Annotated in this window: 12 protein-coding genes and 2 pseudogenes; 5 read left to right on the forward strand and 9 right to left on the reverse strand. The window is 59.7% G+C overall.

Translation table 11 applies throughout. The features are described from left to right. Nucleotides 1–427 precede the first annotated feature (427 nt). On the forward strand, nucleotides 428–1774 hold the full coding sequence (gene gdhA, locus ACLHZ1_RS09595; RefSeq protein WP_427261895.1) for an NADP-specific glutamate dehydrogenase: 1347 nt from the start codon (nucleotides 428–430) through the stop codon (nucleotides 1772–1774). Between the two features lie 76 nt (nucleotides 1775–1850). On the opposite strand, the pseudogene ACLHZ1_RS09600 reads toward gdhA, so the two are convergent. Together ACLHZ1_RS09600 and ACLHZ1_RS09605 are read right to left on the reverse strand one after the other, a co-directional pair. Then, a pseudogene (locus ACLHZ1_RS09600) lies at nucleotides 1851–2084 on the reverse strand (VOC family protein); the annotation flags it as partial. 99 nt (nucleotides 2085–2183) lie between these two features. After that, nucleotides 2184–2666 (reverse strand): hypothetical protein, encoded by a 483-nt coding sequence (locus tag ACLHZ1_RS09605; protein ID WP_427261909.1) that lies wholly within the window; start codon nucleotides 2664–2666, stop codon nucleotides 2184–2186. 152 nt (nucleotides 2667–2818) lie between these two features. Between ACLHZ1_RS09605 and ACLHZ1_RS09610 the strand changes: the two genes are divergently transcribed. Together ACLHZ1_RS09610 and ACLHZ1_RS09615 are read left to right on the forward strand one after the other, a co-directional pair. Then, nucleotides 2819–5965, forward strand: a complete 3147-nt coding sequence (locus ACLHZ1_RS09610) for a DUF3427 domain-containing protein (RefSeq protein WP_427261896.1) — start codon at nucleotides 2819–2821, stop codon at nucleotides 5963–5965. Nucleotides 5966–6223: 258 nt separating this feature from the next. Next, nucleotides 6224–8302, forward strand: a complete 2079-nt coding sequence (locus ACLHZ1_RS09615; protein WP_427261897.1) for a putative bifunctional diguanylate cyclase/phosphodiesterase — start codon at nucleotides 6224–6226, stop codon at nucleotides 8300–8302. A gap of 129 nt (nucleotides 8303–8431) precedes the next feature. Here ACLHZ1_RS09615 and speA read toward each other — a convergent pair whose 3' ends face one another. After that, nucleotides 8432–10336: a biosynthetic arginine decarboxylase gene (gene speA / locus ACLHZ1_RS09620; RefSeq protein WP_427261898.1), complete on the reverse strand. Its 1905-nt coding sequence runs from the start codon at nucleotides 10334–10336 to the stop codon at nucleotides 8432–8434. Nucleotides 10337–11326: 990 nt separating this feature from the next. Here speA and ACLHZ1_RS09625 point away from each other — a divergent pair. After that, complete coding sequence (locus tag ACLHZ1_RS09625) at nucleotides 11327–13039, forward strand: GNAT family N-acyltransferase (RefSeq protein WP_427261899.1); 1713 nt, start codon at nucleotides 11327–11329, stop codon at nucleotides 13037–13039. Nucleotides 13040–13160: 121 nt separating this feature from the next. On the opposite strand, the gene ACLHZ1_RS09630 is transcribed toward ACLHZ1_RS09625, so the two are convergent. The 6 genes from ACLHZ1_RS09630 to ACLHZ1_RS09655 all read right to left on the reverse strand — a co-directional run bounded on the left by ACLHZ1_RS09630 (nucleotide 13161) and on the right by ACLHZ1_RS09655 (nucleotide 17811). Next, entirely contained in the window at nucleotides 13161–13463 is a 303-nt protein-coding gene (locus ACLHZ1_RS09630) for a SelT/SelW/SelH family protein (protein ID WP_427261900.1), read from the reverse strand. A gap of 290 nt (nucleotides 13464–13753) precedes the next feature. Then, nucleotides 13754–14887: an adenosylhomocysteinase gene (locus ACLHZ1_RS09635; protein ID WP_427261901.1), complete on the reverse strand. Its 1134-nt coding sequence runs from the start codon at nucleotides 14885–14887 to the stop codon at nucleotides 13754–13756. 208 nt (nucleotides 14888–15095) lie between these two features. Further along, on the reverse strand, nucleotides 15096–15833 hold the full coding sequence (locus ACLHZ1_RS09640; RefSeq protein ID WP_427261902.1) for a hypothetical protein: 738 nt from the start codon (nucleotides 15831–15833) through the stop codon (nucleotides 15096–15098). Further along, nucleotides 15833–16393 (reverse strand): YceI family protein, encoded by a 561-nt coding sequence (locus tag ACLHZ1_RS09645; RefSeq protein WP_427261903.1) that lies wholly within the window; start codon nucleotides 16391–16393, stop codon nucleotides 15833–15835. The genes ACLHZ1_RS09640 and ACLHZ1_RS09645 overlap by 1 nt, the downstream gene beginning before the upstream one ends. Nucleotides 16394–16486: 93 nt before the next feature. Further along, nucleotides 16487–17221, reverse strand: a complete 735-nt coding sequence (locus ACLHZ1_RS09650; protein WP_427261910.1) for an IS200/IS605 family accessory protein TnpB-related protein — start codon at nucleotides 17219–17221, stop codon at nucleotides 16487–16489. Next, entirely contained in the window at nucleotides 17149–17811 is a 663-nt protein-coding gene (locus ACLHZ1_RS09655; protein WP_427261904.1) for a hypothetical protein, read from the reverse strand. The genes ACLHZ1_RS09650 and ACLHZ1_RS09655 overlap by 73 nt, the downstream gene beginning before the upstream one ends. 329 nt (nucleotides 17812–18140) lie before the next feature. Here ACLHZ1_RS09655 and ACLHZ1_RS09660 point away from each other — a divergent pair. Then, a pseudogene (locus ACLHZ1_RS09660) lies at nucleotides 18141–18209 on the forward strand (helix-turn-helix domain-containing protein); the annotation flags it as partial. Between the last annotated feature and the right edge of the window lie 129 nt (nucleotides 18210–18338).

Raw genomic sequence — 18338 nt, forward strand, 5'->3', positions numbered from 1 at the left:
GAGTGCCCCCCTCCCGCCGCCCTGTTGGCACAAGGCCCCCATCTTCACCAGCAAATGGGCACGACCAGGAGGGGAAAACATGGCAAAAACGGCGCCATGCGCCATCCAGACACGAGGTGCAGACCGGCTTTAAATGTATCCAGTCAATATGTAACAAAGTTGTTAAATTCCACTGTAATGGCGAAAATTGCTTGCTAACTATTGACATAAAACGCATAAAAAGATTTTCGTTCGCGCGAATCATCTTGCTATGATTGTGCCGGTTTTCTATGACTTTCGGCTGCTAGCACCCCCATCGCTGGCAAACCCGACAAAAGATCGGATCTTTGTCCGCATTCATCCCCAACATACACGGACACCTTGGATGCAGGGCATGTGCTCTTCTCTGGCAAGAGGCCAATTTCATCATTCATTACAGGAGTTACAGATGAGTCATTCCCTATCGCAGGCGGATTTTCTGGCCCAGGTGGCCAAGCGCAACCCCCATCAGCCGGAGTTTCTTCAGGCGGTGAGCGAGGTCCTCGCCTCTATCTGGCCCCATGTTGAACGCCACCCCCGCTACCTGCAACACGGCCTGCTGGAGCGGCTAGTGGAGCCCGAGCGCCTCATCCAGTTCCGGGTGAGCTGGGTGGATGACCAGGGTCAGGTGCAGGTCAACCGTGGCTATCGGGTGCAGCACAACAGCGCCATCGGCCCCTTCAAGGGAGGCATGCGTTTTCACCCCTCGGTGGATCTCTCCGTGCTCAAATTCCTCGCCTTCGAGCAGACCTTCAAGAATGCCCTCACCACCTTGCCCATGGGTGGCGGCAAGGGGGGCAGCGATTTTGATCCCAAGGGCAAGAGCGAGGGGGAGGTGATGCGCTTCTGCCAGGCGCTGATGCTGGAGCTCTATCGCCACCTCGGCGCCAACACCGACGTGCCGGCCGGTGACATCGGCGTGGGCGGGCGCGAGGTGAGCTACATGGCGGGCATGATGAAGAAGCTGACCAACAGCGCCGAGTGCGTCTTCACCGGCAAGGGGCTCTCCTTTGGCGGCAGCCTGATCCGCCCGGAAGCCACCGGCTATGGTCTGCTCTATTTTGTCGAGGCCATGCTGGCCCATCGCGGTCAGTCCCTGGCCGGCCTGCGGGTCTCGGTGTCGGGCTCGGGCAACGTGGCCCAATACGCCATCGAGAAGGCGATGGCGCTGGGCGCCCGGGTCATCAGTGCCTCTGACTCCGGCGGCACCGTCTACGATCCGGACGGTTTCACCCCCGAGAAGCTGGCCCGCTTGATGGCACTCAAGAACGAGCAGCGCAAGCGTATCGCCGATTATGCCTACGACCAGGGGCTGGAGTTCTTCACCGGCCGCACCCCCTGGCACCTGGCGACCGACGTCGCCCTGCCCTGCGCCACCCAGAACGAGCTGGGGGAAGAGGATGCCGCAGCCCTGATCGCCAATGGGGTGCAACTGGTGGCCGAGGGGGCCAACATGCCGAGCAGCGCCGCCGCCATCCGCCTCTTCCACGAGGCCAGAGTGCTGTTTGCCCCGGGCAAGGCGGCCAACGCCGGTGGGGTGGCCACCTCGGGCCTGGAGATGAGCCAGAACGCCCAGCGCCTCTGCTGGACTCGAGAAGAGGTGGACGCCCGCCTCAAGGGGATCATGACCAGCATCCACGCCACCTGCGTACGCTACGGTGAAGATGAGCATGGCCATGTGAACTACGAGAGCGGCGCCAACATCGCCGGCTTCGTCAAGGTGGCCGACGCCATGCTGGCGCAAGGGGTCTGCTAGTTCCCGCCCGCCTTGATGTCAGCACAAAACGGCAGCCAGGGGCTGCCGTTGTTGTCTGGAGGCCAAGGCGCTCTGACCGGGCCATCACCCGATCCAGGGGCCAGTGGGTGATGAGGCAGAGATCCCCGGCCCCACCTGCGCCCGGTTGCGCGGCCCCTCCCCCAGCATCTGCAGATTGATCTTCTGGTTGCCAAAGCGCAGGGCCCGGCGCCGAAGGTGATGGGCTCCATCCTGAAGGCGTTGCTGTAAAAGCCACCGCCCGCTCGATGTCGATCACCGTCAACACCAGATGGTCGATATGGCTGATCAGGCTTACTCCCTGTGGTGGTGATCGCCGCCCCATCATAGCCAACCCCTTGGCAGGGACTGTGCCTTGGCGCACATCAAATATCCCTAAACATTTCTTTTATCAGGGGAATACGCCTTTTCGCACGGCGGCACAGGCCTTGTCGCGCTGGGCAAGCAGGGCTTCGTCCTCGCTCTCCATGACCGCCAGAATGGCCTGATTGCAGGCCCGCTCCGCGAGCTTCGCCGGGCTCTGCGTGGCATCGGCGATCTCCGCAATCATGGGGCGATAGCCGATGGCAGCCGAGCAGTACATGGTGCGGTACTTCGGGAGCTGCCAGCTACTGTCATCCTGGCGCGATAGCTCATCGCACAGCTTGCCAAACAACGCCCTTGCCTTGACCGTACACTGGCTAAAGCGCCGCACATCCTGCTCATAGGGACGGCAGACGCTATTCTGTTTGATCTGCCAGAGCTGATAAGAGAAGGGGACTTGCTCCCCCTCATACTGCACCACCAGCGCCTTGACCTCGGTGCCATAGATGTCCGTCACCTGCTGCTGCACCAAATTGAGATAAGCCGAAAAAAGGTAAGAAACCGGATCCATCACCACCTCCTTGTGGTTGGCTTTGCTGCTCTGCACCGCTAAAACCCTGATGGATTTTCAAACGAGTAACAGGCGACAACAGCTTACTGATTTAGTTACGAAAAATGATACTCTTCTCACCATCCTCATGTACAAGCTCAAGGTCAATAGTGATGCAACAATGCGGCATTTATGAACAGCTCATTACTCAACTGCTGGCATCCCGACTCGACCGAGATCGCTTTTACGTAGGAGAGCGCCAGCTTGACCCCTCCGAAGCCGCCGTCTGGTTATCTCGATTTCTTAGCCGCATTTTGGAATATGCAGTCGGCTCGGTAGCCGCTGGGGCTGATCAACTACAACGGCAGATTGAACTGGCCAATCAATTACTACTCTGGTTGAAAGATCACATTCAAGACCCAGGCTTTGTTGAAGAAAACCTGATTAGCAGCCAAGGTAACATCCTCACCGCCCTCTATACATTGGACAACCCCCTCTCCGCCAATTTAAAGCAATATGCTGAGGATATTTCCCCCCTGACTGGGCTGACCCAAAGTGAGCTGTTTTGCGGCAGTAATGCGGGCTTGTCGATGGAATCAGAGATTAAACGGGAAATATTATCTGCAGATAGCATCTGCTGGCTGGTCTCGTTTATAAAATGGGCAGGTATTCGTATTTTCCGCCATGAGCTGGAAGAATTTACCCGTAGTGGCCGCAAGTTAAGAATCATCACCACCTCTTATATGGGGGCAACCGACGCCAAGGCAGTTGAATTTTTAGCCAGCCTACCCAACACCGAAGTCAAACTCAGCTATAACACCCAGCGCGAGCGATTGCATGCCAAGAGTTATATCTTTTGCCGAAATACCGGCTTTCATACCGGCTATATAGGTTCATCCAATCTCTCTCACTCTGCCCTCACCAGTGGCTTGGAGTGGAACCTAAAAATCACCTCCCAAGAGATCCCTCATATTATCGAGAAATCCCTGAGCACCTTTGAAACCTATTGGGAGTCCGATGATTTTGAGCTGTTTGATGGCAAGCTCGAAAGCCGTACAAAATTGCAGCATGCGCTGCAAGAGGCCCGTGGGAATGGCGATAGAAATAGCCCTGCCTATTTCTTTGATGTCACGCCGTTTCCCCATCAGCAGGAGATCCTTGAGCAACTGGCAATGGAGCGCGCTTTACACCAGCGCTTCCGTAACTTGGTGGTGGCGGCAACCGGGACGGGGAAAACCCTGATCTCAGCCTTTGATTTTGCTCGTTTTCTGAAAACAAAACCCGATGCCAAGTTGCTGTTTGTCGCCCACAAAGAAGAGATCTTGCGTCAGGCACAGGCGGCTTACCGAGGGGTGCTTAAACAGTCTCACTTTGGCGAGTTGATGGTCGGTGGTGTGACACCAAACCACTACAAGCAACTCTTTGCTTCAGTGCAATCCTTGAATAATCAACTACCGAACTTGCGTCTTAGCCCTGATTACTTCGATTACATCGTTATCGATGAGGTTCACCATATTGCGGCAGCCAGTTATCGTGGCTTGCTCGCCGCCTTTTCCCCTCACATTCTCTTGGGATTGACAGCCACTCCTGAACGCCACGATGGCGGTGATATTCTCGCCGACTTTTGTGGTGTGATCGCAGCCGAAATCCGCCTGCCAGAGGCCATCAATCGTCGCCATCTCTGCCCATTCCAATATTTTGGCATCGATGATGATACAGATTTACGCCAAGTCCCTTGGAAAAATGGTCGCTATGACATCACCGAGATCACCAATCTCTACACCCACAATCAGCAGCGGGTGCAGAAGATAGTCCAGAGCCTCGATGAGATCGTCACCGATATAACCAAGATCAAAGCACTGGCATTTTGCGTGAGCCGTGACCATGCCGATTTTATGTGCAAGGCATTTTTACTGAAGGGGATCAAGGCGGACATTCTCACCAGCGAGAATCGCGACGAGCGGCATAGAAAACAACAGGGGTTGCGTACAGGCGTTATCAACATTCTCTGCGTAGTGGACATTTTCAACGAAGGTGTCGATATTCCGGAAATCGATACCTTGCTGTTTTTAAGACCAACGGAAAGCCTAACCATTTTCTTACAGCAATTAGGGCGTGGCCTGAGACTGGCAAACGATAAAGAGTGCTGCACAGTGCTGGACTTTGTCGGCAATGCCCGTGCGGAATATGACTTTGCCCAAAAATTCCGAGCTCTGGTTGGCAAAACCAATAAGGCGATTAGCCACGAAATCAAGCAGGGCTTCCCTCATGCCCCCTTGGGTTGTCGCATCGAGCTGTCGAAGCAGACCCAAGAGTTGATACTGCATAATATCCGCCAAGCCACTCTTAATACGGCACGGTTAATTGGTCTGATCCGCCGTTTCTCACAGGATTGTGATTTGCCGCTGACACTGGCGAACTTTTTGAGGTTTTACCCTCACATCACTCTTGAGGAGGTCTACAAACGCGGTAACTGGAGCGCATTGGTCAAGCAAGCATACAACCACACAGTATCTGAGTTCACCGACGATAAGTTACACACCCTCTACACCCGTGCCATTAACACCCGCTTGCTCGGCTGTGATGCGCTCCATTACTTGCAGTTTCTGCAAGAGCTGGCCGCAGGGCACTTTGCCCCCTCTTCTGAACAAGATGAGCGCATGGCCTTGATGTGCCATTACGACTTCTGGCAACAGAGCGGTCCCAAGGCGGGTTTCGCCACCCTGGCCCAGAGCCTTAAGCGGCTCGAACACCCGGAGCTGCGAGCTGAACTGGCAGACCTCTTGCCCATCTTGATCAACCGAGTGCAACACGAGCAGTTAGCTATGCCTCATCTTCCCGGCAACCCGTTGCGACTACATGCTCGTTATGCCAGAGAGCAGATTTTGGTGGGGTTTGGCGCTACCCGTTTCGCTCAACAGCCCTCAACCCGTGAGGGTGTCTTCGTCATCCCAGAGCAAAATATCGAGTTGCTTTTTGTGACCTTGAACAAAACGGAGAAACACTTCTCCCCCACCACGCGCTACCACGATTACGCCATCAGCGAGTCGCTTTTCCATTGGCAGAGTCAAAATAGCGCTCGCCCCGATCGTGGCAAGGGTTTGAGTTACATCGAGCACAAGGGGAAGGGAAAGCGCTTGTTTTTGTTCGTCCGTGAGCACAATAGCGATGAGTTTGGACGCACCCTCGGCTTCGTGAACTTTGGTGAAGTGGAGTACGTCTCCCACAACGGCAGCCAGCCGATGAACATCACATGGCGTCTGACGACCCCAATGCCGCCCTTTATGTGGAAAGATGCAGCCAAGCTGGCGGTGGGTTAGCGACTGTTGCTGAGCGGGAACCCTACACTCCCCATACCCCTGCTTTTCAAGCGGGAAAATTTGGAACCCGCCTTGGGACAAGGGGCGGGGGAGCATGGCCAGCAAGGGGTAAATTCAGTGTTTTTACTCTGATCCAGGGCTCATTTTGGCAGGTATTGCTGGCCGGTTTCGGGCGCCCCTGGTGTACAATCCCCAACCCGATTTTCCCCGCAAACCCGGCCATGGCTCAGGCCGTTATCCATCCCAGAGTGAGTGAACGTGACCGCGACCCACCCCATGCTCGACAGTTATTACAGCCAGGATCTGGTGTTCTTCTCCATCCTGGTGGCGGTGCTCGCCTCTTACACGGCGCTGAATATGACCAGCCGGGTGAGCCAGAGCCGGGGACGGGCGGCGGCCCTGTGGCTCGCGGGGGGCGCCTTCGCCATGGGTCTGGGCATCTGGTCCATGCATTTTATCGGCATGCTCGCCTTCAACCTGCCCATCGCGCTCGGCTACGATTTGACCCTCACCGGTCTCTCCCTGGTGGCGGCCATCGGCTCGTCGGCCTTCGCGCTCTGGCTGGTGAGCCGCCCCCAGCTGCCCTGGCGTCACATCGCGGGCGGCGCCCTGCTGATGGGGGCCGGCATCGCCACCATGCACTACATCGGCATGGCGGCCATGAAGATCACCCCGGGCATTCATTACGACCGCGGTCTCTTCGTGCTCTCCATCCTCATCGCCGTGCTCGCCTCCGGCGCCGCGCTCTGGATTGCGTTTCGCCTGCGCAACAGCACGCCGCGCGCCTTCTTTCAAAAGGCCCTCGCCTCCCTGGTGATGGGAGCGGCCATCATCGGCATGCACTACACCGGCATGGCGGCGGCCCAGTTCCCGGAAGGGAGCCTGTGCGGCGCCCTCTATACCGGCCTCAATGCCCAGTGGCTGGCGACCGTCATCATCATAGTGACCCTGGCGGTGTTCGCCATCGCCCTGGTGCTCTCCATGCTCGATGCCCACGCCGCCCGCCTCTCCACCTCATTGAACCTGGCCCACGACGAGCTGCTCAAGCTGGCGCTCCATGACAGCCTGACCCGGCTGCCGAACCGGCTGCTGTTTGCCGACCGGCTGGAGCAGCGCATCCAGGAGTGCCAGCGCAGCCAGCGCAGTTTCGCCCTGCTGTTTCTCGACCTCGACGGCTTCAAGATCATCAACGATGCCCACGGTCACCACACCGGAGACCTGCTGCTGGCCGAGGTGGCAGCGCGGATCACCGGGCTGCTTGGCGGGAGCGACACCGCCTCGCGCTTTGGCGGCGACGAGTTCGTGCTGGCCCTGGCGCCGGGGGATATCACCCAGACCACGGCCTTCGCCGAGCGGCTGCTGGCGGCCCTGGCCCAGCCCTACCCCTGGGAGCATCACAGCCTGCACATCACCGCCAGCATCGGCATCGCCGTCTATCCCCAGGATGGCACCAGCCTGCACGAGCTGACCCTCAACGCCGATGCCGCCATGTACCACGCCAAGGAGCGGGGGCGCAATGACTACTGCTACTTCGACAGTGCCATGAACGCCAACGCCCACCAGCAGTTCCTGCTGCAACAGGAGCTGCGCCATGCCCTGGAGCGGGGGGAGCTGGTCCTGCACTACCAGCCCAAGTACGACGCCCGCAGCGGCCGGGTGGTCGGCGCCGAGGCGCTGCTGCGCTGGCAGCACCCCGAACAGGGGGCCATCTCGCCGGCCAATTTCCTCCCCCTGGCGGAGAAGAGCCGCCTCATCATCCCCATCGGCAACTGGGTCATCGACGAGGCCTGCCGCCAGATGAGCGCCTGGCGGGCGGCGGGTCATGACGACTGGAGCGTGGCGGTGAACCTCTCCACCATACAGCTGGCGAGCCCCGGCCTGCTGGAGGAGGTGGAGGGCGCCCTCGCCCGCCATCGACTGGAGGCCCGCCACCTCACCCTGGAGATCACCGAGTCCACCGCCATGGAAAACGCCGAGGAGAGCCTGGCCATCCTCAACCGCCTGGCCGAGCTCGGCCTTGGCATCTCCATCGACGACTTCGGCACCGGCTACTCCAGCCTGCTCTACCTCAAGCGCTTCCCCGCCAACGAGCTCAAGATTGACAGGGGCTTCGTCACCCCCCTGGCGCGGGGGAGCGACGATGCCACCATCATCGCCGCCATCATTGCCCTGGGTCAGGCCCTGGGGATGCGCATCGTGGCAGAAGGGGTGGAGACCCCGGCGCAGCGCGCCCTGCTCACCGAGCTCGGCTGCGACACCCTGCAGGGCTATCTGCTGGGGCGCCCCATGGCGGGGGAGCTGCTGCTGGCTCACTGCCACCAGCCCCGCTGTACCTGATGATGCCAGGGGCGTACGCGCCTTGCGGCCACTCCTCCGTGAACCACGACCATGAAAAACGGCGCCCGAAGGCGCCGTTTTTTGCACTGTCGTCCTGGCGTGGCCACGGACGGGGAACAAGGGGTGAGCTTATTCCTCTTCCAGGTAGGCATAGCCTTGCAGACCCAGCTCCAGCTCGTCGAGCAGGGCCTTGCGGGTCTCATCGTCCAGGGCCGGGTGGGAGACGATGCGCTGATAGCTTTCGCGGATCACCGAGGGGTCGATGTTGACGTAACGCAGCAGCTGGTCGACGGTGTCGCCGCGCACCACGTTGCGGATGTCCATCTTGCCTTCCTCGTCCAGCCAGACTTCCGCGCAGTGGGTGTCACCGAACAGGTTGTGCAGATCCCCCAGGATCTCCTGGTAGGCACCCACCAGGAAGAAGCCGACGTGGCACTCTTCGTGCTCGCCATACTCCGGCATCGGCAGTGTGCTCTCCACACCCAGACCGTCGACGTAGTGCTCCACCTGACCGTCGGAGTCGCAGGTGATGTCCATCAGGATGCCACGGCGGCTGAGCGGCCTGTCCAGACCGGTCAGGGGCATCACCGGGAACACCTGGCCTATGCCCCAGGCATCGGGCAGGGACTGGAACAGGGAGAAGTTGGCGAAACACTTGTCGGCCAGCTTCTCGTTCAGGTCATCGGCCAGGGCGCGGTGGCTGCGGTTGATGGGGTTGAGCTTCTCTTTCAGGGTGAGGCAGGTGTTCTGGTGCAGCATCTCGGCCCAGGCACGCTGCTCCAGGTTCAAGAGGCCCATGGTGTACTGGGCATTGACGTCGGTCAGATCGGCCAGGGAGTCATGGAACAGCTCCAGCAGGGAGGGATCTTCCTCGTTGTTGAGCTCGAGCCAACCCTTCCACATGTTCTGCAACAGGGTCGGTGCATCCTCATCCGGTGCATGGACCTCGCTCATCTGCGCCCCTTCGGCACCGATGATGTTGGTGACCAGCACGGCGTGGTGCGCGGTCAGGGCGCGGCCGGACTCGCTGATGATGGTCGGGTGCGGCAGGTCGAACTCGCGGCAGACATCGCCGATGCCCCACACCACGTTGTTGGCGTACTCGGACAGGCTGTAGTTGGCGGAGCAGTGGCTCTGGGAGCGCGTCCCTTCATAGTCCACCCCCAGGCCGCCGCCCACATCGACCACGTCGACGTTGGCGCCCAGGCGACGCAGCTCGGCGTAGAAGCGGCCGCACTCGCGGATGCCACCCTGGATGTCGCGGATATTGGCTATCTGGGAACCCAGGTGGAAGTGCAGCAGTTGCAGGCAGTCCAGCTGACCCAGGCTGCGCAGACGCTCCACCAGGGCCAGGATCTGGGCGGCGGAGAGGCCGAACTTGGACATGGCGCCGCCGCTCGATTCCCACATGCCGGAGCCGGTGGAGGCCAGACGGGCGCGCACCCCGATATTGGGCTTGATGTTGAGGCGCTTGGCCTCGTCGAGCACCAGCTCCAGCTCGGAGGGCTTCTCGACCACTATGTAGACCTTGTGGCCCATCAGGTTGCCGAGCAGGGCGTGACGCACGTATTCACGGTCTTTGTAGCCGTTGCAGACGATGACGGAGCCACGATCGTGATGGTGGGAGAGGACCGCCAGCAGTTCTGGCTTGGAGCCCGCTTCCAGGCCCAGACGGGGCTTGTCGCTGTAGGACTGGCTGATGGTTTCGATGACGCGGCGCTGCTGGTTCACCTTGATGGGGTAAACGCACAGGTAGTCCCCCTCATAGCCTGACTTCTCGATGGCCTGACCGAAGGCGTTGAACAGGGCATCCACCCGACTCTTGAGGATGTCGGGGAAACGGAGCAGCACGGGGGTGGTCAGCCCGGACTGGCGCAGTTGTTCGATGGCGTCAGACAAGACGATCTGCGCCTCGGGGCGAGATTTATCGGGCGATACCGTCACGTGACCGGCGTCGTTGATATTGAAGAAACCCGCACCCCAGTAGGGAACGTTGTACACCTTCAAGGAGTCCTTGCTGGACCAGTTAGTCATGGGCTATGCCTCGCAAATGAGCGGCCGGGGGCCGCCTTCGTTACCCTCAATCACATCCAGACCATCGATCGCAGAGTCTGACCAGCCGGGGCGGTCAGCGGTGGCGGCAAGGTCTTGGGTCACATCACGCTTGACCATGAACCTTTCCTCGCCCCCGGATCCTCTATTGCACATCGCGGCAAGCCAAGGCTGCCTGGTGGATCTTGGGAAGTAACGAGTCTTGATGTGGGGCTTGTGGCTTTACATCAAGCTCAACGGTATGCGGTGCTGGATCTCAGCGCCGCGGTACTTTGATGGCACGCGGCATCAGCCACGCCACGGCTCATCATGGCCTCGCAGTCACTACACCCAGAGAGCGGAATTTCAAGGAAGAGAGGGACGAGGCGCCATCGCAAACGCGAACAGATGACGACAAGATACCGCAGCCGATAACGCCATCCACGACCGCCCATGACAAGGGGATGATGATGAGCCCGGGGACCCACTCGGTCGTCTGGAGATGGCAATGCCTGCTGTTCTCCCTGATACCGGAACCTAACCGGTATAAAAGAAATCCAATCCCTGCAGTGTCTGTCGTGTCTGCATGCCTCGCCCTATAGGCGGTCGAACTCAAGGGGAACTGGCGGCCTCGCCTGCTCAGGGTGACCCCTTGGATCGGCGCGGAGTTTACACACTTTGGCGCCGGGCTGACAATAAAAAATCCTGTTAAATTTTCCCTTTTTTGCCATGGGGTGGATCTCGCTGCCAGCCAAGCCAGCTCTGGGGTTGGCCCCTGTCCCCCTCCCCTGGCGGCCTGTGGCTTTTTGCGCCCTTTTTCCCAGACCCGGCCATCCCTTTTTCCCAGGCGACGGGCTGCGGACAGGGGCTGTCGGCAACCACGCTCAACAGAGTCTTGCCATCGCGCCAGCGCCATCAAACTGTCATCGAGCTGCCACGAGGCGGGAACAGAAGGGCGCCATGCTGGGGGGAGAACCACAGCCGGAGCCAGCCATGTTCAGCGTCGATAGCCTCCTTCGTCAGCACTTTCCCCGTCTCACGCTACCGGGTCCGGCCCGCAGCGCCCTCAGGTGGCTGCTGCGCGAGCGCGACTTCCAGGCCTTTGCCGCCCAATTTCCCCACCTCAAGGGGCTCGATTTCGTCGAACAGGCCCTCAGCCAGCTCGATTTCGACTATCACGTCAGCGATGCCCAGCTCGAGAACATACCGGCCGAGGGGCGGGTCATCCTGGTGGCCAACCACCCCATCGGCTCCCTGGATGGCCTGGCGCTGCTGCGCCTGCTCGGCCGCATGCGCCCGGACGTCAAGATAGTCGCCAACCAGCTGCTGGCGGGCCTGGCCCCCCTGCGCCCCCTGCTGCTGCCGGTGGACAATCTGGGGGGCAAGACCGACAGGCGCGCCATCCTCGCCATGGGGGAACACCTGGCCAGGGAGGGGGCCCTCATCATCTTCCCGGCCGGGGAAGTGTCGCGCCTGGGGCCCAGGGGAATCAAGGATGGCCCCTGGCAGGGAGGCTTTCTCAAGCTGGCCAGGCGCACCCAGACCCCGCTGGTGCCGATCCACCTGGGGGCGCGCAACGGCCTGGGTTTCTACCTCGGCTCCTGGCTCAACAAGTCCTGGGCCGGTCTCCTGCTGGTGGGCCAGCTGTTTCGCCAGCAAGGGGGGCGCATGACCATCACCATAGGTCAGCGCATCCCGCCCCACGCCTTCTGCGCCCTGCCTGCCAAGGAGGGGGCCAGGCTGGTACGCGCCCACCTCTATCGCATCGGACGCGGCAAGCCTGGCCGCCTCACCACGGAGGCCCCCATCGCCCTGCCGGGGGACAGGGCGCGGCTCAAGCAGGCGGTGGAGGGCTGCGAGGCCCTCGGCCACACCCCGGACGGGCAGGGGATCTACCTCTATCGTCGCCACGAGCAGAGCCACTCCGAGATACTGCGCGAGCTGGGGCGCCTGCGGGAGATTGCGTTTCGGGCGGTGGGAGAAGGGTCGGGTAAGCGCCGGGATCTGGATAGCTACGACGATGACTACTATCACCTGCTGCTCTGGGATCCGGTCCGCCTCGAGATAGTGGGGGCCTACCGCTTCATCCCGGTGCAGGAGATCCTGGCGAGCAAGGGGCTCGCCGGCCTCTACAGCCACACCCTGTTTGGCTTCGACCCGGCGCTAGAGCCCCAGCTGGAGCAGGCCATCGAGCTGGGCCGCAGCTTTATCCAGCCCGCCTACTGGGGCAAACGCGGCCTGGACTACCTCTGGTTTGGCATCGGCGCCTACCTGGCCCGCTATCCCCACTACCGCTACCTGTTCGGCCCGGTGTCGCTGTCCGCCAGCCTGCCGCCCCAGGCGCGGGACCTGCTGGTGAGCTTCTACCGTCAGCACTTCGCCCCCAAAGAGGCGGCGGGAGGCGCGCCCCTCGCCCCCTCCCGTCGCCCCTATCCGGCCACGGACCCCCACTTCGCGGATCTCGACTATGGTCGCGCCCTCACCGAGCTCAAGTCCCGGCTCGGCAACCTGGGCTGCGCCATCCCCACCCTCTACAAGCAGTATTCCGAGCTGTGCGAGCCGGGGGGCGTCCAGTTCATGGACTTTGGCATAGACCCCGACTTCAACCACTGCATCGACGGCCTGGTGTGGGTGGACGTGAGCCGGATAAAAGCCCACAAGCGGGTTCGCTACATCAGCAGCCATCTGGCCGATCCGCGCCCGTAGCCCTGCGGGCGCAACACAAATAGTACTGCGGGCGCAACACAAACAGCAGAGGGAGGCCATGGCCTCCCTCTGCTTTCTCGGTATTGCTGAACACCCTTTGAGACGCCCAGCCAATCAGGCGTTACTCGCCCGGCTTGCGATCCGAGTGGCCGAGGTCGCGCTCCGGGGCGATGACATCGCGCACCCGCTGCTTGATCTCCTTGGCCTCGGGGAAGCCCTCGTCCGCCACCCTGTCCCACACCAGCACGCCGTCCACCAGGATGCGAAACTCCCCCTTGCTGGCGGGCACCAGGGCCACCTCGCCGAGATCGCTGTCAAAGGTCGACAGCAGCTCCTGAGCCAGCCAGGCGGCCCGCAGCATCCAGCGGCACAGGGTGCAGTAACGGATCTCTATCCTGGGTTTGGTCATGGTCTGGGTGTTCATCGGGTTGCTCCGTTCTTGCCCGCCCCCTGGCGGTCTCTGTTCTCTATGTATCATTGACTGCCGCCATGCACTACCGACATGCACTACTGAATGGCGCAGGCCGTTCATTTCACGGCCCCCTTGGCCCGCGTTGGCACTATCACTGGGTCACCCCGTGGTAATCGGCAAGCCCGCGTTGGGGCTGTCGTTTACCGCTATGCCCATGTGGCCAGCATCACTGGGTCACGCCGTGGAAAATAAGCGAGCCGGCGTTGGGGCTGTCGTTTACCACTATGCCCATTTGGCCAGCATCACTGGGTCACGCCGTGGAAATCGGCGAGCCAGTGACGGGCGATGGTGCGCATCAGATCCGGCGGCAACTCCCGCAATCCGGGCACCATGGGGAACTCGGCCAGCAGCCGCATTCCCTCGATGATCTCCGCCAGCACCAGGTAGACATACTCCCCGATCACGGCGCCATGGACAAAATTGACCGCCTCGCCGCGGTTGAGCAGGAAGATGGTGCTGCCATCGGGGCGGCTGAGCGCCAGCACATGGGGGCACACCTCCTCGCTCGGCCAGGGCAGCTCGGCCAGGTTGAAGGCGAACTCATCATCGGCCGAGGTGACGGAGGCGAGCATGACGCCGGGGCGCAGCGCCGCCAGATCCTCGAGGTTGAGGGAGCCATTGCCGGTGGAGCAGACCACCAGCTCGGCCCGGGCCAGGGCCTGGGCCTTGTCCACCAGTGAAAAACCGTGGGAGAGGGCCTCCACCTGGCGCAGCTCGTCCGTCTCCACCAGATCCAGATGCAGGTTACGGCACCTGAGCTCCCGGGCGATGCTGCGCCCCACCTTGCCATAGCCAAACAGGGCGGCCTGACAGACATTGAAGGTGCGGTTGAGGGTGCGGTTGAGGGTGCGGACCAGGGACTCGGCTGAGTAGACCACGCTCAGCCCTATCTGGATATCTTCCGCCTGCTTGAGGGGACTGCGGGCCACCGACAGCACGGCGGACACCAGGGGCTCGAGGGCGTAACGTTGATGGCCGTTCTCCGTCATCTCCACCACCCCGAGAAAACGGGGGCCGAAGAACTCGGTCAGCTGGGCCTGGGTGCGGGCGAAATAGCCCCCTATGTCCAGGATGACCAGCCGCTCATGGGCCGCCACCAGGGGCGCTATCCTGGCGACTACCTGTTGGGGGCAGTTGCTCCACTGCCGATTGAGCTCCAGCACCGGGAAGTGCTGGCAGGCCCAGGCCAGGGTCTCGCCATGGGCCGATTTGGGCTTGGGCAGGATGGCACCAATCCGGCCAATCTGGGCCAGGGCCTGGATGAAATGGGGGCGATCGGGCAGCAGATGAGTCACAAGTAGAATGCAGAGCCCGTCGATGGGCCCCTGCCGGGTAAAATGGCGAAAAAACAGATGCTCAGATCCTTGACTGCGCAACTGTGGCCTCCTTAGCACGCCGCAAACCGCGGGCAAACAGAAACCCGGCCTGGCCGGGTTCTGAAAGTGTCCAAAAACGAGATATGGAACCTTTGTAGCCCAAACGCGATTGAGGCTCAATCTTTATCGGGCAAAACTATGCACCAGGTGGCACTGCGCCCGTTAATTGATTGTTTTACATGCACTAACCCCGCTGATCAGCCTGTCATCAATAGAGGGAGGCCTCGGGCCAGACGAACCAGAGACTGAGGCCGGAGCCGAGGACGGCCAGCGCGATGAGCGCCCCCCAGCGCACCGGCAGCGGGCGGGATCTCAGGTGCCACTCCAGCGCAGGCAGCAGCCAGACCGGCAGCAGGGCCAGCAGCGGCACCTCCACGTATTGCCAGGCGAGCATCTGCAAGAAGGCGAGCGCCAGGGCCAGGGCGGCCGGGGTGACGCTCACGCCGGCGAAGGCCGCGAGCAGGGCACGGAAACCGGCCAGAGCGGCCAGGGCACCGGCCAGCTGGGCGATGAGCAGGCTGCCATCTATGCCGATCACCAGGGCCAGCCAGATGAAGCCCAGGGCAAATCCCACCCCTTCCCGGCTGTCCCCGCGCACCTGGGTCCAGCCCAGCCAGATCAAGGCCAGCGCGAGCGCCCCCCAGAGTGCGGGCGTGCCCCTGATCAGGGTGGCAAACCCCAGCCACCAGATGAGGGCGCCGAGTCCGGCGAAGAGCGCCAGGGCCAGCCAGCGGTTGGCCAGGGGAGCGGCGATGGCCGCCACCAGCAGGGTCAGCGGCAGCCACTGCCACGCCTTGACCGGCAGCAGATAGGTGCCACCGACCAGGCAGCCCACCAGCCAGAGCGCCAGCGCCCCCCACAGATACCCCAGCCGCGGCCAACGCCACGACAGCAAAGCGGCCCCCAAAGGGGCCGCCAGGGTTTGTAGCAAGAGTGCTGCGCCCATTACTTGCGCACGCCTTCGACGAACAGGTTGATGCTCATCTCGTCCGGAATGCCCGGCAACATGTAGCTCACGCCAAAGTCGCTGCGCTTGATGGTGGTGCTGGCGTTGAAACCGCTGCGATAGCCGCCCCAGGGATCCTTGCCTTCGCCGATGTGGACCATATCGAAGGCCACGTCCTTGGTGACGCCGTGCAGGGTCAGGGCCCCTTTCAGCACCCCCTTCTCCTTGCTGCCTTCATAGCCGGTGCTGACGAAGGTCATCTTGGGGTACTGCTTGACGTCCAGGAAGTCGGGGCTGCGCAGGTGCTTGTCCCGGGCCTCGTGGTTGGAGTCCACGCTGGCGGCGTCGATCTCGAAGCTCGCCTTGGCGGCGGCGGGGTTGGCGTCGTCCATGGAGAAGGTGCCGCTGAAGGTGTTGAACCGGCCCACCAGCTCGGAGAAGCCCAGGTGGCCCGCCTTGAACTGGACTGTGGTGTGCGCCGCATCGACATCGTAGTCGGCCGCCATCAGGGGAGCCGCCATAAACAGGCAGGAAGCCAGCAGGGCCTTGGTCATTTTCATTTATCGTTCCTTCGTGGGTAACGTGATGGGGGATTGTCAGATGCTAACCCACCATGAGAGAGTGATAATCAGCGATTTAATGAATTACCACACCTAAGCCGCTTCGCGGTTAGATGTGGTTTCGCAAGGCCGTGGCCGAGCTTCTAATAACAAGTCAATGTGCTTGACTGTTATGGGCATATCCATAACGCCCTTACCAGCTTCGAGATGAGCAATAAGCCACTCGTTACCGATTTCTTTTCTGAGGATATTCGCAGCGCCATTTACATCGCTGTTAATATAGCGACCATTGGCGGAACAATATAATCCTCTTTTTACTCTTTTACCACTAAAGGCCATGGCGACACCAGACTGCTTGACCTTGGCGTAATCAGGCACCACATCAAGATCGAGTGATGACGCTTTGGAAGTATAGCTTTCTTCCCTGACAATGATTTCAATGCCATATCGTTCAGCTTTATATCTGATCATGCCTATCAAGCGGGCATGAGGGATAAAACAGAACTTCTGATTATTGACTTTCCCAATATTAATTGACTGCTTCCAGTCAGCATTCAAGCCAATAACAATCTTGCCAGTGTCGGTACGCAAACACTCTTCTATCAGCCAGTAACTTACTTTATGAAAGTAATCGCTGATCTGACTATAGCGTTTTCTCGATTTGGACAGGATGTGTGCTTGCTTGCCATTGGCTGCCAGCGCTGCCGTGAGCTTGTTGTATTTTGCATTGATGGACTTAATTACCTTGCCCTTGATCAGAACAGGAGTAACATCCTGCTGAGTCGAAATGAGGGTGACAAGATTATTGATGCGAGATCGATACCGAATACATTCTCAGGATTGAGCTTCACTGGGTCTGCTATATTTTCACGGTAAATAACTTCAACCATGAAGGCTGTGCCAAGCGGCACAATACGAATATCATTGACGATAGTTTCACTTGCCTTGCTGTTGTAAGGCTGGTTTTTACAGCAGGTAATGGACAGTGGCGCAAAGCCAAATTCATTACCACTGGCGAGAAACAACTTCCCATCCATGATTTTGTGGCCGTTGCGTCCGACCACATAAGTCTTTGCTGCCTTGGCGTATTTTGGCAGACGAGGCTTTGCTTTGTACTTGTGAGGGTGTTTGTCGTAATCTTTTTTGCTGCTTATCCACCCTTTCCAATTATCACCAAGAACTTGTGTGGTGCGTTGAGCGCCCGCCGAGGGTAGTAATTGATAAACGCTGGCATGTTCACGCTTGAGTATTTTATCAGCCTGGCTGGCTGAAATAGGCGTCTCTGCAAACAACGCCTGCCTCATTTGATATAGCGCAGCATTGTAGATAATACGAGCCGCACCACAGTAGCGCTTACACGCTACGTGGTTGGAGTGGCCTTTCTTAATCAAAATGCGCTCTGCGCGTATCAAATCCACATTGACTTCCATTTACAATAAATAATATCTTAATATAGTCAGACCAGGGGTTTATGTCAATATCAAAGATGAGTAAGAAAAAACTATTCAGATGAGATTTTATCCATGTTATGGATTGAATAAATTCTGAACTCGTTCATGTTGCCTGATATCGGCTGGTGATGGCGCGACAACAGAAATAATCAAGCAACACATTCAAAACCAAGATCGACCGTCTTAACAGACGGTTCGCTATCCATCCACCACCAAACGGTGACTAACCAACTTCACCGATTGGAAGTGGAATTTCGCGGAATTAAGTTAAAATAATTATCAACTGAGAGTGGAATATGGATCAGATCGCCGCCATGCGCGTCTTCATCAAGGTGGTGGAGCATCAGAGCTTTACCAGGGCCGCCGCCCCTTAACCATCCCCTCATATGAGCGAGGCGTGGCGCGGCTTCTGAGGTATGATCGCCATCCTTGACCAGCTAATACCCAACAGACTATCCCCATGTTTAACCACGAACTAATCCTCAACCACATCG

This window comes from Aeromonas sobria (assembly GCF_050266975.1).
Classification (GTDB): Bacteria; Pseudomonadota; Gammaproteobacteria; order Enterobacterales; family Aeromonadaceae; genus Aeromonas; species Aeromonas sobria_B.